The sequence below is a fragment of the Trichococcus sp. genome (assembly GCF_055118575.1).
Genome location: NZ_JBSQPW010000023.1, coordinates 1 through 19,249, shown reverse-complemented (window position 1 = coordinate 19,249; position 19,249 = coordinate 1). Strand labels below are relative to the sequence as shown.

Annotated in this window: 16 protein-coding genes; 11 read left to right on the top strand and 5 right to left on the bottom strand. The window is 47.2% G+C overall.

Features of this window, described 5'->3' with window-relative positions:
- Positions 1 to 3: 3 nt before the first annotated feature.
- On the top strand, positions 4 to 969 hold the full coding sequence (locus ACTCCX_RS07735) for a Gfo/Idh/MocA family protein (RefSeq protein WP_463275462.1): 966 nt from the start codon (positions 4 to 6) through the stop codon (positions 967 to 969).
- A 226-nt stretch (positions 970 to 1,195) separates the two neighbouring features.
- Here ACTCCX_RS07735 and manA read toward each other — a convergent pair whose 3' ends face one another.
- The 4 genes from manA to ACTCCX_RS07715 all read right to left on the bottom strand — a co-directional run bounded on the left by manA (position 1,196) and on the right by ACTCCX_RS07715 (position 5,744).
- A complete protein-coding gene (gene manA, locus ACTCCX_RS07730; protein WP_463275461.1) occupies positions 1,196 to 2,155 on the bottom strand; it encodes a mannose-6-phosphate isomerase, class I in 960 nt (319 codons plus the stop codon).
- Between the two features lie 15 nt (positions 2,156 to 2,170).
- Positions 2,171 to 2,884 (bottom strand): GntR family transcriptional regulator, encoded by a 714-nt coding sequence (locus tag ACTCCX_RS07725; RefSeq protein WP_463275460.1) that lies wholly within the window; start codon positions 2,882 to 2,884, stop codon positions 2,171 to 2,173.
- 156 nt (positions 2,885 to 3,040) lie between these two features.
- The gene (gene celB, locus ACTCCX_RS07720; protein ID WP_463275459.1) at positions 3,041 to 4,324 is read right to left on the bottom strand and encodes a PTS cellobiose transporter subunit IIC; all 1,284 of its coding nucleotides are present in this window, start codon (positions 4,322 to 4,324) and stop codon (positions 3,041 to 3,043) included.
- Positions 4,325 to 4,349: 25 nt separating this feature from the next.
- Positions 4,350 to 5,744 carry a glycoside hydrolase family 1 protein gene (locus ACTCCX_RS07715; RefSeq protein WP_463275458.1) on the bottom strand — a complete coding sequence of 465 codons (1,395 nt, stop codon included), beginning with the start codon at positions 5,742 to 5,744 and terminating at the stop codon, positions 4,350 to 4,352.
- 189 nt (positions 5,745 to 5,933) lie between these two features.
- Here ACTCCX_RS07715 and ACTCCX_RS07710 point away from each other — a divergent pair, with 189 nt between their 5' ends.
- The 3 genes from ACTCCX_RS07710 (at position 5,934) to tkt (ending at position 10,545) form a co-directional block, all read left to right on the top strand.
- Positions 5,934 to 6,854, top strand: a complete 921-nt coding sequence (locus ACTCCX_RS07710; RefSeq protein WP_463275457.1) for a Gfo/Idh/MocA family protein — start codon at positions 5,934 to 5,936, stop codon at positions 6,852 to 6,854.
- Between the two features lie 106 nt (positions 6,855 to 6,960).
- A complete protein-coding gene (locus tag ACTCCX_RS07705) occupies positions 6,961 to 8,346 on the top strand; it encodes an MATE family efflux transporter (protein WP_463275456.1) in 1,386 nt (461 codons plus the stop codon).
- 195 nt (positions 8,347 to 8,541) lie between these two features.
- Entirely contained in the window at positions 8,542 to 10,545 is a 2,004-nt protein-coding gene (tkt, locus tag ACTCCX_RS07700) for a transketolase (RefSeq protein WP_463275455.1), read from the top strand.
- A gap of 517 nt (positions 10,546 to 11,062) precedes the next feature.
- Here tkt and ACTCCX_RS07695 read toward each other — a convergent pair.
- Positions 11,063 to 11,965 (bottom strand): ArsR/SmtB family transcription factor, encoded by a 903-nt coding sequence (locus tag ACTCCX_RS07695; protein ID WP_463275454.1) that lies wholly within the window; start codon positions 11,963 to 11,965, stop codon positions 11,063 to 11,065.
- A gap of 342 nt (positions 11,966 to 12,307) precedes the next feature.
- Between ACTCCX_RS07695 and arfA the strand changes: the two genes are divergently transcribed.
- From arfA to ACTCCX_RS07660, 7 genes are all read left to right on the top strand, one after another.
- On the top strand, positions 12,308 to 13,807 hold the full coding sequence (arfA, locus tag ACTCCX_RS07690; protein ID WP_463275453.1) for an arabinosylfuranosidase ArfA: 1,500 nt from the start codon (positions 12,308 to 12,310) through the stop codon (positions 13,805 to 13,807).
- Between the two features lie 14 nt (positions 13,808 to 13,821).
- The gene (locus tag ACTCCX_RS07685) at positions 13,822 to 15,051 is read left to right on the top strand and encodes an extracellular solute-binding protein (RefSeq protein WP_463275452.1); all 1,230 of its coding nucleotides are present in this window, start codon (positions 13,822 to 13,824) and stop codon (positions 15,049 to 15,051) included.
- 99 nt (positions 15,052 to 15,150) lie between these two features.
- Positions 15,151 to 16,074 (top strand): carbohydrate ABC transporter permease, encoded by a 924-nt coding sequence (locus ACTCCX_RS07680; protein WP_463275451.1) that lies wholly within the window; start codon positions 15,151 to 15,153, stop codon positions 16,072 to 16,074.
- Positions 16,075 to 16,079: 5 nt separating this feature from the next.
- Complete coding sequence (locus ACTCCX_RS07675; RefSeq protein ID WP_463275450.1) at positions 16,080 to 16,919, top strand: carbohydrate ABC transporter permease; 840 nt, start codon at positions 16,080 to 16,082, stop codon at positions 16,917 to 16,919.
- A gap of 14 nt (positions 16,920 to 16,933) precedes the next feature.
- Positions 16,934 to 17,347 (top strand): hypothetical protein, encoded by a 414-nt coding sequence (locus ACTCCX_RS07670; RefSeq protein ID WP_463275449.1) that lies wholly within the window; start codon positions 16,934 to 16,936, stop codon positions 17,345 to 17,347.
- 28 nt (positions 17,348 to 17,375) lie between these two features.
- Positions 17,376 to 18,818 (top strand): glycoside hydrolase family 43 protein, encoded by a 1,443-nt coding sequence (locus tag ACTCCX_RS07665; protein ID WP_463275448.1) that lies wholly within the window; start codon positions 17,376 to 17,378, stop codon positions 18,816 to 18,818.
- A 38-nt stretch (positions 18,819 to 18,856) separates the two neighbouring features.
- Positions 18,857 to 19,249, top strand: a 393-nt coding sequence (locus ACTCCX_RS07660; RefSeq protein WP_463275497.1) for a family 43 glycosylhydrolase, incomplete at its 3' end; no start/stop codon positions are given.

Below are 19,249 nucleotides of genomic sequence, written 5' to 3'. Positions count from 1 at the left end.
CGTATGAAAATCAGATGGGCAATACTTGGAACAGGGACTATCGCAACGGAATTCGCTTCTCATTTCCAAGCGGACAATGCAGAATTGATCGCGGTGGCTTCCCGATCGAAGGAAAAGGCACAGGGATTTGCGGAACAGTATGGCATTCCCACCTACTATGACGATTATATGGAGCTATTGGCGGATGATGCAGTCGATGTCATTTATATCGCCTTGCCGCACAGTCATCATCATCAATGGATCAAGGCAAGTCTGGAAGCCGGCAAGCATGTCCTTTGCGAGAAAGTCATCACAGTAAACAAAGTGCAGTTGGATGAACTTGTCCAATTGGCTGAAGAAAAGGGGCTCTATTTGGCTGAAGCCATGACCATTTATCATATGCCGCTTTACCGCAAGTTGAAAGAGTGGATAGCAGAGAGCGACTTAGGTCCATTGAAGATGATTCAAGCCTCTTTCGGCAGTTTCAAGGACACCGATCCATCCGTTTATTATTTCAATAAAGACTTGGCGGGTGGGGCTTTGTTCGACATCGGCACATACGCCTTATCATTCGTGCGTAATTTCATGACCAGCAAGCCAACTGAAATCATGACGATGGGTAAACTGCACGAATCCGGCGTGGATGAGTCTTCGGCCATCATTTTGCGCAACGATGAAACGGAACTTGCGACGGTATCCTTGACCTTCCGGGCGAAAATGCCGAAACAAGGCGTTGTTGCCTTCGAGAAGGGATTCTTGACGATCATGGACTATCCAAGGCCGACAAAAGCCGTATTCACTTCTTTTGACGGCGAAGAAACAATCATTGAAGCCGGAGAGTCTGCTCAAGCATTGAATTATGAAGTTGCTGATTTCAGCGAGCTCATCCTCAAGGGAGCAACAAACGAAACACTCACTTACACTTTGGATGTTCTGGAAGTCATGGATAAGGTCCGTGAAGACTGGGGCCTTGTGTATCCATTTGAGTAACTAACAGACACGGGGGCTGTCTCGAAATAAGAGGCAGCCTTTTTGGTGCGCCCGCTGACCGGATGCGTGCGTATAATCGCATTTTTTCCCAGCTCCCGTTAAAGTTTGCTTCGCCGGAGGAGAAAGTTACAGATAGCCGTATTTGATAGACGACCAGCTGTTGAGAGGGCTTCAAAAACAAACAAAAGAGGCCGGCTCATTGGATGATGAGCCGGCCTCGCGTTTTTTAGCTGTTTTTCGGGCCGGGTGTCGAGGCAATCAGTTCCATGCTGCCGGACAGCGACCAAGCTGTAACCGTCGCAGGCAGGATGAAGTGGTCGCCTTTGTGCAACGGATAGACTTTTCCGGCGACAGTCAGGCTGCCGCTGCCTTCGATGACGCTTGCCAACGTGTAGGGAGCGGTTTTCTTGAAGACCATTTCCGATAGGATCTCCCATTTATGGACAGTAAAATAATCGCTTTCGATGAAAGTCGTGACAGTATTGCCGTCGAATGTGTTGGTTTCGAAGTGGTTCGATGGGTCCTTGTGTGGGATCATCGACACATCAATCGATTGCTGGATGTGCAGGTCGCGCGTGTTGCCCTGATCGTCCTTGCGGTCGAAGTCGTAGACGCGGTACGTCGTGTTGCTGCTCTGCTGCGTTTCCAGGATTGTGATGCCGCCACCGATCGCATGGATGGTGCCGCTCGGAACGAAGAAGAAGTCGCCATTTTTTACCTTGACGTGGCGCAGCAGCCCCTCCCAGTTGCCTTCCGCAATCATTTCGGAAAACTGCTCTTTTGTGTGGGCGTTGTGTCCGTAGATGATTTCGGCATCTTCATCAGCATCGATGATGTACCAACATTCGGTTTTCCCGAGCTCGCCTTCATGCTTCAGTCCATAAGCATCATCGGGATGCACTTGGACGGATAAAGCCTCAGCAGCATCGATGATTTTTGTCAGCAACGGGAAGACGGGCGAAGTCGGATTTTCGAACAGTTCAGGATGCTCCACGTAGAGGACATCCAGTTTGGTGCCGGCGTAGGTGCCGTTTTCCACAGCTCCGGTTCCGTCGGGATGGGCACTGATTGCCCAGCATTCCCCGGTATGTTCGCTGGGGATGTCGTACCCGTAGATGTCGCGCAGTTTGGTGCCGCCCCAGATTTTTTCTTGCAGGACAGGTTGGATGAACAATGGCTCTTGCATGTTTTCCCTCTTTTCTTATTGTTTGATGATGTCGGTGATGGTGTAGGAACGTGTATCGAAGCGACTGCGGGATGTCGAGTACTCGAATGGCGTTCCGTTAGTCAAGTAGACGACCTGCTCCACTTCCAGGATCGGAGTATGTTGATCGCACTCGAGTTCTTCCCAATCCAGTTCTTTGGAGCGGTCGGCATGGATTTTCCTGTAGGCACCGCCGATTTTCAGCTTTAAGGTGTCGCGGATATGGTCGTAGATGGAACGATGGATAATGTCTTCCGTCAGGTCCTTCACCAGTCCGGCCACAAAGTAGGTGTTTTCCAGTATATAGGGTTTGTCATCGATGATCCTCAGACGCCGCAGATGGTAGACAGGCTGATTATCCTCCAACATCAACACGGATTGGATGTTTTTTGGAGGGAACAGGATGTCAAAAAGGATGATTTTGCTTTTTACGGTTTTATTCGGAAACTGTTTGGATAGACCAGCGTACTCATCCGCTTTGGAATCTCCGCTATTCCACAGAGCGCTCTTGATGACAAAGGTGCCGACACCCCGTTTGCGGAAGATCAGTCCCTCCATTGCGATCATATCGATGGCTTTTTTTAAGGTCATGCGGCTGACGCCGAACTCTTCCGCCAGAGCGATTTGGTCGGGGAGCATTTCATCTTCCGCATACTCGCCTTCAGCGATGCGGCGGCGCAGTTCATCCGCGATTTCTTCGTATTTTTTCATGACTGCTGAACCTCCCAAAATTAAACGATTTCAACATCCATTATACCGTAATGGCTAGACTTGAAACAAGGCAACCTTTACATTCGATCAATCAAGGTAAGGAAAAGGCCCGAAGCGCACTGCTTCGGGCCATCTCATTAATAAGCCAGAAACGGCTTATGCAGTTTCCTCAACAGTCATTGCCAAATTCGCTTTATCGACAACTTTCAGGAATGGATACCACAGCACTCCGACGATTGCGACGTCAATCAATTGCAGTACGCCGCCCATGATAGAGTTTGTGGCCATCATGCCGCTGAAGAACAACGGAACAGTCCAAGGAACCGTCACGCCGGTTGGAGTAGGGAACAAACCGGATGCCATCGACAAGTAGTTGACAGTCGTTACGATCAGTGGTGTCAAAATCCAAGGGATAGCGATGGATGCGTTCAATACAATCGGCAAACCAAAGATGACGGGTTCGTTTACGTTGAACAAGCCAGGTCCGATAGCCAGACGACCGATATCCTTCATTTGTCTGCTCTTCATGACGAAAGCCATCAAGATGACTACCATCAGTGTCATGCCGGAACCGCCGAGGCCGACAGTGAATGTCTCCATGAAAGGTTTTGTGATGATGTGCGGTAAGGCTTCGCCGGCTTTAAAAGCATCCAGATTTTCCAAAGCCAAAGTGTTCCAGATTGGATCCATGACGGAGTTGACGATGATTTGACCGTGTAGTCCGAAGAACCATAGGATTTGGATAAAGAACAAAGAAATCAGAGTTGCAGGCAAACTGCTTCCCAATCCGACAAGTGGTTTTTGGATGACAGTGTAGACCACATCATGCAAGTTTGTCGTGAACACGCCAGAAACCAATGCACTAAGCAGCAGGAAAACGGTAAGCGTAGAAATTGCCGGAATCAGGGCAGCGAATGAGCGGGCAACGGCATCAGGAACACCTTCAGGCATTTTGATGACGATGCCTTTTTTGGTGATGCGGACATAGACCTCAGCTGCGATAAAAGCAGCCAACATGCCGATGAACATCCCTTTGGCACCTAAGCGATCCAAAGAAAGGGCACCGCTGACTTCAACACCTTCTGCTGTTGTGAAGTTGAATGGTGTCAAAATCAAGTAAGAAGCTAGTGAAACAGCCCCTCCGAAGATACCGTCCTCGTCATAGGAGCGAGTCAGGTAATACCCGATCCCAAACGTGATGAAGATGGTCATGATGGACATCGTAGCATTTTGACCATTGCCGAATAAGCCGCCGAGTGTTCCTTTCATGTCGTCACTCCAGAACGGTAGGTTGTTCAACACCACTACGATGGACCCGAACATCGTCAGCGGGAAAGAAAGCATAAAAGCGTCACGCAATACTGACAAATATCTGTTTGAGCCGAGCTTGCCGGCAAGTGGAGTCAATTTTTCGGCTAAATTATCAATAAAATTATTCATTAGTCATATTCCTCTCTTAGAAAACTTATGCGTCAAAACCATTATTATCTGAAATTTCTTTGAACCAGTAACCACTTTTCTTGATTGTGCGTTTTCCTTCTTCCGCCAGATCCACCGCAATGAACCCGTAACGGTTTTTGTAAGCGTTGGTCCAGGACCAGTTATCCATGCACGTCCACATGTGGTAGCCTTTCACGTTGCATCCTTCCTGCAGCGCTTGATGGACATATTTGAGATGATCTTGGACAAATTCAATACGGTAATCATCTTCGATCATACCATCCGCGTTGACGAAGCGCTCTTCGCCTTCCACGCCCATTCCGTTTTCGGAAATGAAACAGGGCAGGTTTCCGTAATTGTCACGGACGTTGATCAGGCAATCGTAAATGCCTTTCTCATAGATTTCCCACCCGCGGTACGGATTCATTTTGCGTTCCGGCCAAATGTAATTATCGAAATAATCATCCGGCATCGGTTTATCCGACAGGCGCGTCGTACTTTCTTTTTTCATGATGCGTCTTGGCTGATAGTAATTGATCCCCAAAATATCGATGGTATTATGTTTGATGAGTTCCAATTCTTCTTGCGTATATTCCGGTAAGTAGTCCAATTCCTTCAGCAATTCGACCAAATCTTCAGGGAAGGTGCCTTTGATGGCAGGATCCAAGAAGGAGCGGTTGAAGAAGGCATCAGCGAGACGGGCTGCCTTGACGTCTTCAGGATCATTCTCGTTGCGCGGATAACTTGGCGTCAGATTGAGGATGATGCCGATTTGTCCGTCAAGGTTCATTTCATGATAAATTTTGATGGCCTTCGCGCTTGCCAAGGTTTCGTGGTAAGCGACTTGAACGGCTTTTTTCATATCCACGACACTAGGGTAATGGAATTGGTAGAGATAACCGCCTTCGACCGGAACAATCGGTTCATTATGAGTGAACCATTTTTTCACGCGGTCGCCGAACAGTTCGAAGCAGGTGCGTGCGTAATCCGCGTAGGCGTCCACGACCTCTTTGCTTTCCCAGCCTCCTTTCTGTTGTAATGACAACGGCATATCAAAGTGATAAAGATTCATGAAAGGCTCGATGCCATTAGCCAACAGCTCATCGATATAGCTGTTGTAGAACGCCACTGCTTCCTGATTCACTGCGCCGACTCCGTCCGGAATCAAACGACTCCATTGGATGGAGGTACGGAAGCTGGTGTGTCCCGTTTTTTTCATGAGTGCGATATCTTCTTTGTAGCGATTGTATACGTAGGATGTATCTTCGGGCCCATCCTGATTGAAGAACAGCTCAGGATTCTGCTTGTACCAATGATCCCAGATGTTTTCTCCCTTGCCGTCTCCAGGGATCGTGCCCTCAGTCTGCGGTCCGCTTGCTGCCGATCCCCACCAAAAACCTGCAGGAAATTCATATTTCATCTAAACAACCTCTTTTCTATGTCTATACATAACTTATAATGAGATTATACAAAACAAGGAACAGGAATGCAATCGATTTCAATGAAAAATATATATTTTTATTATTTCGTGATTATTTCCGCTATTTAGCGAGAATTTGCAACGGTATTATGGTATAAAAAGAACAAACAGGTTTGGAGGCGATTATTTATGAAGATTGGAATCATCGGTTTAGGGAACATTGCGCAAAAAGCATATTTGCCGGTTATGGTCGGGATGCAGGATCAGGTGGAATGGCATCTGTGTTCCAGAAATAAGGAGACACTGAATGCTGTGGGGAAAAAATTTGGCTTCCAACATTTATATACTTCTATTGAGGAATGGTTGGACAGCGGAATCGAGGCTGCCTTTGTGCATGTGGCTACCGTTGCCCACGCGCAAATCATCCGCCAGTTACTGGAGCGTGGCATTTCGGTCTATGTGGACAAGCCCATCAGTGATGATCTGGAAGAAACAAAGGAATTGATTGAGCTGGCGGACGCCAAAGGTCTGTTGCTTACAACCGGGTTCAATCGCCGATTTGCTCCGATGGTGGAACGACTGAAAGAGATTCCTGACAAAAAGATGATCCTGATTCAGAAGGATCGCGTGAAGAATGTTGAAGCCGTCCGCTTCGCCGTCTACGATCTGTTCATCCATATCGCGGATACCGCTTTGTATCTGTTGGATGATGAAATTGTTTCGACGCAATCGCATCTGGTCGAAAACGAAGGGGAATTGAAACGGCTCTGGCTGATGCTCGAGACAAAAAGCACCACCTGTTTCGTCTCTATGAACTATGAAGCCGGGGCCAATCAGGAAGTCATGGAAGTACAAAGTCCTGAAGGGATTGTGCGCGTCCTGAATTTGACCGATATGACCATCGAACAAAAAAATGGCAAGCAGCAAGTTACTTTTGGCGATTGGGAAGGAACACTCCGCAAGCGAGGATTCGAACCGTTGATTGCTTCATTTGTCGCTGGAATCAAGGAACATACAAACCCCGTTTCGACAGAGTCAAGTTATCTGAGCCACTCGCTGTGCGAAAAAATACTCACCGACAGTGGATTCGTAAACAAGCCAAATGTGTAAAAAATAATTTTTGTAGGTACAATTTATACATTTTTGTTAATTTGTTCGTACATCTCTGGTATACTATAAACCAGTAAGACATGCAAGCGACAGAGGGAGGTGGAGGATGACGAAAGATATGACGGCCGGAAGTCCTGCCAAGCTGCTTGTGCTGTTCTCGGTTCCGATGCTGATAGGGAATATATTCCAACAAATGTACAGTTTGGCGGATACGATCATCATCGGCAGAACATTGGGTGTGGACGGACTGGCGGCCATCGGATCAGTCGGTGGGGTGCTCTTTTTTATCCATGGGTTCGGGATCGGGGTCACTTCGGGTTTGGGGATTGTCATAGCGCAACGTTTTGGCACGAAAAATGAGGAACGGATCCGCAAGAGCATCACGATAAGCGTTTGGATTACGCTTTTCATGACTGTCCTGATAACCATCCTGAGCGTTTGGCTCGCTGAAGACATCCTGCTGTTCATGGATACGCCGGCAGAAATAAGCAAGGAAGCCGAAGCCTACTTTTTGACCTTGATGTGGGGTTCGGTGGCGATCATGGTATTCAATTTGTTGAGTAATATCCTGCGTTCGTTGGGTGACAGCAAACTGCCTCTGGTCATCCTGGTGATATCTTCCATTTTGAATGTGGCATTGGATTATGTTTTCATTGTCTGGTTTTCAATGGGGGTTGCAGGAGCAGCGCTAGCAACAGTTGCTGCACAATTGTTCGCCAGTTTTCTCTGTTTCGTTTACATTCGCAAGAAAATGGCGATTCTGCGCTTTTCCAGAGAAGATTGGCGCATGCAGACTGGGGAATTCGCCTTACCGTTGAAAATTTCGCTCCCGATCGGTCTACAGGCATCCATCATTGCAATCGGTTCGATTGTATTGCAGAAAAGTCTGAATGGCTTTGGTCCGGATGCGGTAGGCGGGTACGCCATCGCCCAAAAACTGGACATCATGGCGACACTGCCGATAGCTTCCATAGGTATCGCGATGGCAACCTTTGCAGCCCAAAACTACGGAGCTGGGTTGTATTCGCGGATTTGGGCAGGCGCACGTATCAGTCTGATGCTGTCTTTTGCCTACAGCATACTGTTGGGAGCAGTGCTTTTGTTGTACGGCACGGATCTGATTAGGCTGTTATTCGGCCAAAATGATCCGTCCGTATTGGCATATGCGCAAACCTATTTTATTGCCACGGCCAGTTTCTATCTTGTGCTGACGACCTTGATTATTTTGCGTTATACGCTGCAAGGTGTTGGGGACAATGCGGCGCCTACTTTTGGGGGTGTTATGGAAATGGTGGCACGCGTCATCGTTCCGTTAGGATTGTCCGGTCTCTTAGGATATCAGGCAGTCGCCTTTGCCAATCCTGTAGCCTGGTTCGGGGCGGCTGTTCCTATGATGTACGCTTATCGTCAGTTGAAAAGGAAATTGACAGTATTGGAAGAGAACAGACGCAAGGAAGCCGACATTGAGCGATTGGTTAAACTGTCGGATTGATAATCCATTATTGATGCATATCTAAGTTAATAAACAGATATAAACCGACCCGAAATATGTTATAATAAGATTAAATCTTGATTATAACGGTTGGCCGACCATCGAACGGAATCGTTCAAGGGAAGCCGGCATAGTTCAGGTTGTGTGTTCGTTTAGGAGTTCAATACTAGATTCACTATCTTGAGGAGGAAAAAAATGTTTGATCAAATTGATGAGTTAGCAGTTAATGCAGTACGTACACTTAGCATAGACGCAGTACAGAAGGCCAATTCAGGACATCCAGGCTTGCCTATGGGAGCCGCTCCGATGGCCTACGCGCTTTGGACAAAACATTTGAAAGTCAACCCTAAGAACAGTTTATGGGCAGACCGCGACCGTTTCGTATTATCCGCGGGACATGGTTCTTCCATGTTGTACAGCTTGTTGCACCTGTCCGGGTTCAACGTAAGCTTGGATGACGTGAAAAACTTCCGTCAATTCGGCAGCAAGACACCTGGACACCCGGAAGTGCATGACACGGACGGCGTGGAAGCGACGACGGGTCCTTTAGGGCAAGGGATCGCGAATGCGGTCGGTTTCGCGATGGCTGAAGCACATTTGGCTGCTACCTACAACAAAGAAAACTTCCCGGTTGTGGATCACTACACGTACTTCCTGAACGGTGACGGCGATCTGATGGAAGGCATCTCCCATGAAGCAGCCAGTTTGGCTGGCCACCTGAAATTGGGCAAACTGATCGGTTTGTATGACTCCAACGATATCTCATTGGATGGACCGACTTCCAAATCCTTCACGGAAGATGTCGCTGCCCGTTTCGAAGCCTACGGTTGGCAACATATCTTGGTGAAGGACGGCAACGATCTGGAAGCCATCTCGAAAGCCATCGAAGAAGCGAAAGCCGAAACCGAAAAACCGACTTTGATCGAAATCAAAACCATCATCGGCTTTGGGGCCCCGGATGCTGGAACACATAAAGTGCATGGCGCTCCATTGGGAGCTGAAGGCGTTGCCTTCGCGAAAGCGGCATACGGTTCATCTGCTGAAGCATTCTCTGTACCGGCTGAAGTGACGGCACGTTTCAATGAAAAAATGGTCGAAGAAGGCCAACAGGCTGAAGCTGCATGGACAGCAATGTTCAGTGAGTACAAAGCGGCTTATCCGGAATTAGCACAACAATTCGAAGACGCCATGGCTAACAAATTGCCTGAAGGCTGGCAAGATAAGTTGCCGACTTATGAAGTAGGCAGCGCAGCCAAAGCAAGCCGTGTGACCAGTGCTGAAGCTATCCAAGCATTGGGTGAAGCCGTACCTTATTTCTGGGGCGGATCAGCTGACTTGTCGTCTTCAAACAATACAATGATCAAGTCTGCAACTGACTTTGAGCCGGGCAACTATGCCGGCCGCAACATCTGGTACGGTGTGCGCGAATTCGCGATGGCTGCCATCATGAACGGGATCGTGCTGCACGGCGGCACAAGAACCTATGTCGGAACCTTCTTCGTCTTCACGGATTACCTGCGTCCAGCGATGCGTTTGGCTGCCATTTCGCATCTTCCAGGCACTTACGTGATGACGCACGATTCAATCGCGGTCGGCGAAGATGGCCCGACGCATGAACCTGTTGAACACTTGTCCAGCTACCGCGGCATGCCGAACTTGACGGTGCTGCGTCCGGCCGACGGCAACGAAGTCAGCGCTGCGTGGGAAATCGCCGTATCTTCAGCTGACAAACCAACGATGTTGGTTTTGACACGCCAAAACTTGCCTGTTTTGGAAGGTACCAAAGAGATGGCCCGCGAAGGTGTGAAGAAAGGCGCTTACGTGCTTTCTCCGCAACAAGGCGAAACACCTGCAGGTATCCTGATCGCGACCGGTTCGGAAGTGAACCTGGCTGTGGAAGCGCAAAAACAATTGCGTGAAGCCGGAGTGGACGTGTCTGTCGTTTCCATGCCGAGTTTCGATCTTTTCGAAGCCCAGGATGCAGCCTACAAAGAGACTGTCTTGCCTGGCGCAGTCCGCAACCGCATGTCCATCGAAATGGGCGCGACCTTCGGTTGGGAACGTTATGTCGGTCTGGACGGACTGGCTTACGGCATCGACACGTACGGCGCAAGCGGCAACGGCAACACGGTGATGGCTGAGTATGGCTTCACTACTGAAAAAGTGGTTGCAGCCTACCAAGCTAAATTCGCAAAATAGATTTCTTAAATGGATGAACAAAAAAACGGTGGCCGTCTCGAAAATTGAGACGGCCACCGCTTTTTTGTCCGTATACTAGGAAAGTATAAAATTTTTGAAATTAGATAAATCTGTCCTATTGCGCTCTTCGATGCTCAGTCGGACAGATTTCCTAAATTTCTTTCAGGGCTGAACGAACCCGTTCAGCTTTTCTTACTGTCCAGACTAACTTGTATCGGAAATGTTGGTTGATCCGGTCAAACGGATCAGATAGAGGCAAATGATCCCCGAACGCCGGTGAACACATGCTTCACCGGCGTTCGGACTACATTCAGGGGTGCGTTCTCCGATGAACGGGGGCTCGACGGAGTTGCGGCCGCAAGTTACCGCCGTTCTCCGGCAAGCGCGGCTTCGCCAGAGCAGAGACCTTCCGCCACTGGCCATCCTCCGCTTGCCGCTGTGCGCCTCTGTGAATCGGGGGAAGCCAAAAAAGCTGCGATCCACTCAGAAGGAGTGGCTGCAGCTTTTCCTATGCTTGTCAGGAGTAGTAGGCTTTGAAATTGATGTCCTGGTCATGATTTCCGAATTTCTTGCCGAACAAAGTCACGCCTCCGACGTTTTTCGCATCAGGTTTCACTTCAATACGGATTTCCCATGTTTCGGATGACTTGTTCAGGTCGGAGATGCTGACTTGGGAAAGCGGATCTCCATCCATATAAGTGCCGTGATGGGTTACTCTTAGCGTTTTCAGCAAACCGTATTGGTTCAGATTCGAAGGCCACCAAGCTGGATTCAGCTTTCCGCGTGTGTCGGCAAAGTCACCGGGGCTTGTCCAAGTGCCCAATTCGGTACCGTTCAGGGTGAAAGTGATGTCGGACGGCCAAACGTCATTAGAGAAAGGAAATTCCGAACTGAGTTCCATACTGATATCGATCTGTTCCAACGTATCATCCGGTGTCAGGAAATTCGGCGTTTTGTATTCCACATAACCTGCTGTGAACCAAAGAATACTGGCATCCATCCTGCCGGAGTCCATGAAATATTTAGGTTCATCGACCTGTCCAATGAAGTCTTTTGAGTTAGCCAGCCCGCAAGTCGGCGTAACATGGTAATCGGTATAGTGCCCAATCGGAATGGCAGTATCAAAAGTTTCGAAGGAGTGATAGATTTTTTTAGGGAAATTGATGTCGATGTGATCAACCTTCAGGATGGACACTTTTTGCATGCCGGATACCCCAGGGATCTTTTCTGTTTTGATGATGCCTACAGCTTCAAGTTTTTTGATGTGTTTTGATATGATGGCACTGCTGAGATTAAGCTCAAGCGCTAAATCCTTCACATTCATTTTTTGCCTGGATAATATTTGGATGATCTTCAGGCGGACATCGCTGGCCAAAACCTCAAAAACAGCCAAAGATGATTCAGATATGTCCAATTGCATAAGCTCACCTCGTTTTTATTTTAGTTAATGATGGTGTTCATTACTCTATATGATTAATATAAAAGTTTATCACTCTTCTGTCAATAGAGGAGTTTACATTACTCTTGAAGTTAACAAAAAGAATTGTGTAAGGACATAAAATAAAAAAAAGAAAGCGTAACAACAGTCTTGATGACGATTTTGGACATGATTAACAAAAGTGTTAATTAAATAATGAATAATTTCGAAAAAGTAACACAAATAATGTTGACAACGTTTGCAAGGTTAGTTATTATTATCTCATAAGTTAATATTATTAATTTTAGTTAACTTTTATGTTAATTAAGTTGGTAAGGAGGACAAATGAAAGCGAAGCTGACGATTGATAGGCATAATACCATCAGTAGGGTAGACAAACGATTGTACGGATCATTCATTGAACATTTGGGAAGGGCCGTCTACGAGGGCATCTATGAGCCGGATCACGAAAGTGCTGACGCAGACGGGTTCCGGAAAGATGTGAAAGAAGTGGTGGCGGAATTGAACGTACCGCTGATCCGATACCCAGGCGGGAATTTTGTTTCGGGATACAAGTGGGAAGATGGCATCGGTCCGAAAGAAGAGCGTCCGAAAAAATTGGATTTGGCATGGCGCTCGCTGGAGACGAACCAGGTTGGTATCCACGAATTCGCCAAATGGGCAAAAGAAGTCAATGCTGAAGTCAACATGGCGGTCAATTTGGGAACGCGCGGTATTCAGGAAGCAGTGGAATGTTTGGAATACTGCAATTTTGAAAGTGGAACCTATTGGAGCGAGCTGCGCAAGCAAAATGGATCAGCGGAACCTTTTGGCATCAAAACGTGGTCGCTCGGAAATGAAATGGATGGTCCGTGGCAAATCGGACACAAGACTGCGGAAGAGTACGGACGATTGGCTGCGGAAACCGCCAAGGCGATGAAGTTGGTCGATGACAGCATTGAATTGGTTGTTTGTGGGAGTTCGACAAGCAAAATGCCGACTTTCGGTGATTGGGAACGGATCGTTCTGGAACATACTTATGACTATGTTGACTACCTTTCTCTGCATTGTTACTACGGAAACAAGGATAATGACATAGGTAATTATTTAGCGCAATCCTTGGACATGGATCGTTTCATCAAGACTGTGGTTTCCATCTGTGATTTCGTTAAGGTAAAAAAAGGCAGTGAGAAGCAGATCAATCTTTCGTTTGATGAATGGAACGTCTGGTATCACTCCAATGATCAGGACAAGGAATTGGAACCTTGGCAAATTGCACCGCCGCTTTTGGAAGATATCTACAATTTTGAAGATGCCCTTATGGTAGGTTGCTTGCTGATTACACTATTGAAAAATGCAGATCGCGTAAAAATCGCTTGCTTGGCCCAATTGGTGAATGTCATAGCTCCGATCATGACCGAGAAAAATGGAGACACTTGGAAACAAACCATCTTCTATCCTTTTATGCAAGTATCCAACTATGGAAGAGGAGTTGTGCTGAATCCACGCGTTGAATCGGAAACGTATCAATCGAAGGACTTCGCTGAAGTGCCTTATATAGAAACGATTGCGGTGCACAATGATGAAACAGGTGAACTGGTTATCTTTGCAGTAAACAGATCCGAAGACAGAGAAATTGCGTTTACTTTTGAAGAAGAAGGATTTGGACTGGAAAGCATTATAGAGGCAACGGAGCTGGCCGGATACGATAAAAAAGATACGAACGCAACCGATCATGATTTGGTCAAATTGCAAGAAAAGTCGGATGCAGTATTGAAAGATGGAACATTTTCGACTATTTTGAAACCGCTATCCTGGAATGTTGTCAGATTGAAAATCAAATAAATGGAGGAAATAAAATGAAAAACGCACACAGAAAATTCTTATCAGCAGCGACTTTAGCCGGAATCACCTTATTGGCAGGTTGCGGTAACGCAAATACGATTACATTCTGGAATCCCTTGACCGGGGACGATGGTGCCTACATGGACGCTTTGGTGGCAGAATACAACGAAACAGATCCTGAATTCCCTGTAGAAAGCGTCATCACTGCGGATATGTACACCAAAATTTATACAGTCATGAACTCAGGTAAAGATATCCCAGATTTGACGCTGATTCATGCCGACCGTGTTCCTCAATTTGCTGATTTGGATATGCTGGAGCCGGTCGAAGGCCTGATGGCAACAAATACCGATCTGTCTGCGGACAACTACCTGGAAGTTGCCTGGAATGCCGGGAATTATGAGGGGACCCAGTACACAGTTCCATTGGATATCCACGGAAATGCGATGTACTACAATACCGATTTATTGGATAAATATGATGTCAATACTTTCTTGGATGACGATGTGGTAACGATTGAGGAAATCCTATCATTGGATGGAAAATTGGATGAAGGCCAGTATGCAATCAACAACGCCTTGATCGAATGGGTAACATTGGCGAATGTCGTCAATGCGGGTGGTGATATTTCTGATGAAGCCGGAAATCCTACTATCAACACGGATGCGATGCGTTCAGTAGTGGAACAATTGAAATCTGTTGCGGATGCCGGCCTGATGTCACCTTACGGAGAAGATGGCTACGCAATGTTCCAAGCGGGCGATGTATTGTTCTCGACTGACGGAACCTGGACATCAACAGCACATGGTTCCGTTGAAGGTTTGAACTTCGGCGTGACCAACATCTATTCTGTTACACCTGACAAGTTCACGAACCGTTCTTCTGCCCACTTGTTCTCATTGTTGAACAACGAAGACAGAACAGATGAAAAAGAGCAGGGAATCGCTGATTTCTTGAGCTGGATGCGTGAAAACTCAATCGACTGGGCAGGTGCTGGTCAAATCGTAGCAAGTAAAGAAGTATTCGAGAGCGAAGAGTATCAGCAGTATCCGCAATCTTTCTTCACTAGCTCTGATGTTGAGAAGGAAGCTTCCTACATTTTTGACTACAAATATTACAGCTATGTTGAATCGGCCTTGGGAACTGTTCTATCCGATATGATCTACGGCAACATCACAATCGATGAGGGCCTAGATCAAGCGCAAAAAACAGTCGAAGACTTGATTGCTGAAAATGCCAGCTGATTTGCTGAACGCTAAAGTATGAGAAGGAAGTAATTAAAAAAATTCATACGGCGTTCTTAATCAGAATCGCTGTATGAATTTTTTTGAAAGGAAGATAATATGCAAACATCTGAAGCTGTATCAACAAACACCAACGCTAAAGGCAACAAGAAAAAAAGCTTTCAATTTCTGTACTTCATTGGTCCACACTTGATTTTGTTCTTTGTATTTGTACTTTTGCCGATCGTTTACGGTATTTATTCTTCATTCACACAGTGGAACTTGATTTCCGACCAGACTTGGGTAGGCTTGAACAATTATAAGACGATTCTGTTGGATCAGGATTCGACTTTCTACTTCCAATTCCGGAATGGTCTGAAAAACACCTTGCTCTTTGTGCTCTACACGATTCCGTTCCAAATTCTCTTCCCGTTGTTGATCGCGACCGTCATGCAGCACAAAGGCCTTAAATTCAAAGGTCTGTTCCAGGCTATCTTTTATGTTCCTGGGCTGGTTTCCGCTTCAGCGGGTGCTCTGATTTGGCTTTTGATCTTTAATCCGAGATTGGGTCCGATGAATAACTTGGTCAATTCCGATATCGTTTGGACAGCGCAACAGCCTTATGCTTGGATCGTCATTTTCGTGATGTCGATGTGGGGAGCGATAGGCGGCAATCTGATCATCTACCGTTCCGCGATGGCGGGCGTGTCGGAAGACCTCTATGAAGCCGCCGAAATCGATGGAGCGGGTGCAATCAGGAAATTCATCAGCATTACGCTTCCTTCCATCCGTTTTCCATTATTCTACACATTCGTCATGTCCACTGCCGGGGCTTTCAACGTGTACGTTCAACCTTTGATGGCAACGAACGGGGGACCGAATCAGTCCACCACGGTACTGATGATGTATATCCGCAATCTGGCATTTGGATCGGGTGAATCCGTTGCGGGTATGGCTTCAGCGATGGCCGTCTTATTGGGATTGGTCATTCTCGCAGTATCAGCCCTGCAATTCTATGTCATGACGAAAAGATCGAAGGGGTGAAATACATGAAAAAAAACAATGTTTCCAAATATTTGGCGTATGCTTTCCTGATTCTGTTGGCGCTTGTCTGGCTGTTCCCGGCACTTTTTGGGCTGTTCACTTCTTTCAAATCCCAAGGCGACATCATGGAAGTGGGTTTCCGGATGTTCCCAGCCAACTGGATTGTCACTAATTATCTGAAGCTTCTGCAGAATACATCCAGTGCACCAATCATCACCTGGTTCTTCAACTCCCTGTTCGTTTCGACAACGCACGCCTTGCTGGTTGTGGTGGTCGTCTCGCTGGCTGCATTCGGCTACACAAGGGTCAATTTCAAAGGGCGGGATGCTTTGTTCTATGGCGTACTTGCCATCTCGATGTTCCCGTCAGCTGTGAATATCATTCCTTCTTATAAAATAGTCGATTCGCTTGGTTGGGTGAATACCTACTTGGCAGTCATCATCCCTGGTTTGGGCGGAGTCGGCAATGTTTTCTTGGTCCGTCAATTCATGCAGAATATCCCGGCGGAATACGATGAATCCGCAAGAATGGATGGCGCTTCGGATTTCGTGATTTACAAAAACATCATCTTGCCTTTGGTCAAACCGGTTCTGATTGTTGCAGGGATGTTTTCTTTCGTCGGTTCCTGGAATGACTTCCTCTGGCCAACCATCGTCTTGAGTGACGTCAAAAAAATGACGATTACCGCAGGGCTACAATTGCTGCAGGACCTGTACGGCAATTACGTAATGATCGGACAATTGATGTCGGCTGCGGTAATCGCGATGATTCCGACCGTGCTGCTGTTCGTGTTTGCGCAAAAGTATTTCATTGATTCATTGAATCTGAATGTAGGTATTAAGTAACGGGGTGTTAAAAGATGAAAAGGACTTTGGAAAGAAATCTGTTAAGAGGCGGCGCCATCTGGAATCTCATCAACGGAATGGTAACGATACTCGGATATGCAACGTGGATCAAGACATCCGGAATCGGGGCACTGTCTTCCGGCATGTCAGCCGACATCAATTTCGATGGTTCTTTGATCGACTCCGTCTACACCATTGCAGTCGGGTATGGGATTCTGCAGTTGATCATAGGCGTATTCAATCTCATCATTGTGCGTCGCATGCGGAATAATCAGATCCAAAAAAGAGTGGTCTTTTGGTTGGGCGGATTATTGCTTTTCTCGGTAGTCACTCTAGATGTTATCGGCATCATCATCTATTCGGTGCTGTTCGTCATCTACCAATCACGCAATAAAGCGATCCGATTGGCAAATCAAATGTCACTCTAATAGAGAAAAGAAAGGTGGGGTTGTACTTTTGCGGAAAAAGATACTTTTTGGTTTGACAGCCGCGGTTTTGTTGGCCGGCTGCGGGGGTGAGATGGAAGATTCGAATAGTGAGTCGAACCAGAATGTCAGTCTGAATCAAGATTTTCAGGAAGCTGCAGTCCATGACCCGTCCATCATCTATGCAGACGATCACTATTATGTCATCGGTTCGCATCTGGCTTTTGCGAAGAGCCCTGACTTGATGAACTGGGAGCAATTGTCGACCAGTGTGTCTTCAAGCAACTTGTTTAAGGACGTCAATGTTTCATTGGCGGAAAGCTTCGACTATTCCAGAACGGATACACTCTGGGCGAGCGATATCACGCAACTGAAGGACGGAAAATATTATCTTTATTATTGCTCCTGTGAGGGCAGCAGCCCGCTGTCGACTTTGGGAGTGGCTGTAGCGGATTCGATTGAAGGGCCATATGAGGATAAAGGTATCTTTTTGACATCGGGCACCAAGAGTGTAACCGGGGAAACATTCGACGCGACAGAAGAGCCGAATGTCATTGATCCCCATGTCTTTTACGATGAGGAAGACAGGCTTTGGATGGTTTACGGCTCCTATTCAGGCGGGATTTTCATTCTTGAAATGGACTCCGCAACAGGCTTTCCCAAAGAAAATCAAGGTTATGGGAAAAAATTATTAGGCGGCAACCACAGTAGGATTGAAGCCCCATATATCCTTTACAACAAAGACACGGAATATTATTACTTGTTCTTGTCGTTCGGCGGTTTGGACGCAACCGGCGGCTATAACATACGGGTCGCGCGCTCCAAGAATCCCGATGGGCCGTATGAGGACGCAAATGGAAATGCGATGATCGATGCCAAAGGTGAAGAAGGCAGCTTCTTCGATGATGAGGCAATAGAAAATTACGGAACTAAACTTATCGGCAATTTTGAAATCATGAATGAACAGGATATCCCGGTCGGTGGCTATGTGTCGCCTGGACACAATTCAGCCTACTATGATGAAGCGGCAAACAAGTACTATATCATCTTTCATGCGCGTTTCCCCAACAAAGGGGAGCAAAACGAAGTGCGGGTGCATCAGTTGTTCTTCAATTCGGACGGATGGCCGCTTATCACGCCATTACGGTACGCTGGAGAGTCACTCCAGCCTCTGGAGTCAGAGGAAATAGCAGGAGATTACACTTTCTATAAAATGGATAACGCAATTGATGCCGAATACGAAGAAGAACTCGAGCTGACTTTGACAGCATCGCACCTGGCATACGGGCAAGGTGGCGGCTATTGGAAAGGTTCAGAACTGCCGAATGAATCCAGTCTGGTCCTGAATTTCAACGAATACAAGGGGTACTTCATCAGACAATGGGATGAAGTCAAGGGAGGCGAAACAACGACTTTTTCAGGGATGTCCGATGAAGGGGAAGTTCTGTTCGGTATCAAAACAACAGGAGATTAGAGTAAAAGAATAAAGAGGTGGATGCTTTGGTTAAGGCTATGACAACATACAAAAACCCGATCGTGATCGAAAGAGCGGATCCCTGGGTCTACAAACATACGGACGGGTACTATTATTTCACTGGCTCGGTGCCGGGCTATCAGGAAATTGAAGTGCGCCGGGCGAAAAGCCTGGACGGACTGGAAGACGGGGAGCGCGCCAGCGTCTGGCAGGCGCACGCAACAGGCCCGATGAGCAGCCTGATCTGGGCGCCGGAAATCCATTTCGTCCAAGGACGCTGGTATATCTATTTCGCCGCTGCCGGAACGGATAAGGTCGCCAAAGGTACTTTCCAGCACCGCATGTTCGTGCTGGAATGCGATAGCGAAAATCCCTTGACCGGTGAGTGGATCGAAAAGGGCCAGGTCAAAACGGCCTTCGAAAGCTTCAGT

Coding starts and splice junctions, on each gene's coding strand:
- ACTCCX_RS07735 (WP_463275462.1), top strand. CDS start 4: ATGAAAATCAGATGGGCAATACTTGGAACAGGGACTATCGCAACGGAA.
- manA (WP_463275461.1), bottom strand. CDS start 2,155: ATGCAAGAGCCATTGTTCATCCAACCTGTCCTGCAAGAAAAAATCTGG.
- ACTCCX_RS07725 (WP_463275460.1), bottom strand. CDS start 2,884: ATGAAAAAATACGAAGAAATCGCGGATGAACTGCGCCGCCGCATCGCT.
- celB (WP_463275459.1), bottom strand. CDS start 4,324: ATGAATAATTTTATTGATAATTTAGCCGAAAAATTGACTCCACTTGCC.
- ACTCCX_RS07715 (WP_463275458.1), bottom strand. CDS start 5,744: ATGAAATATGAATTTCCTGCAGGTTTTTGGTGGGGATCGGCAGCAAGC.
- ACTCCX_RS07710 (WP_463275457.1), top strand. CDS start 5,934: ATGAAGATTGGAATCATCGGTTTAGGGAACATTGCGCAAAAAGCATAT.
- ACTCCX_RS07705 (WP_463275456.1), top strand. CDS start 6,961: ATGACGAAAGATATGACGGCCGGAAGTCCTGCCAAGCTGCTTGTGCTG.
- tkt (WP_463275455.1), top strand. CDS start 8,542: ATGTTTGATCAAATTGATGAGTTAGCAGTTAATGCAGTACGTACACTT.
- ACTCCX_RS07695 (WP_463275454.1), bottom strand. CDS start 11,965: ATGCAATTGGACATATCTGAATCATCTTTGGCTGTTTTTGAGGTTTTG.
- arfA (WP_463275453.1), top strand. CDS start 12,308: ATGAAAGCGAAGCTGACGATTGATAGGCATAATACCATCAGTAGGGTA.
- ACTCCX_RS07685 (WP_463275452.1), top strand. CDS start 13,822: ATGAAAAACGCACACAGAAAATTCTTATCAGCAGCGACTTTAGCCGGA.
- ACTCCX_RS07680 (WP_463275451.1), top strand. CDS start 15,151: ATGCAAACATCTGAAGCTGTATCAACAAACACCAACGCTAAAGGCAAC.
- ACTCCX_RS07675 (WP_463275450.1), top strand. CDS start 16,080: ATGAAAAAAAACAATGTTTCCAAATATTTGGCGTATGCTTTCCTGATT.
- ACTCCX_RS07670 (WP_463275449.1), top strand. CDS start 16,934: ATGAAAAGGACTTTGGAAAGAAATCTGTTAAGAGGCGGCGCCATCTGG.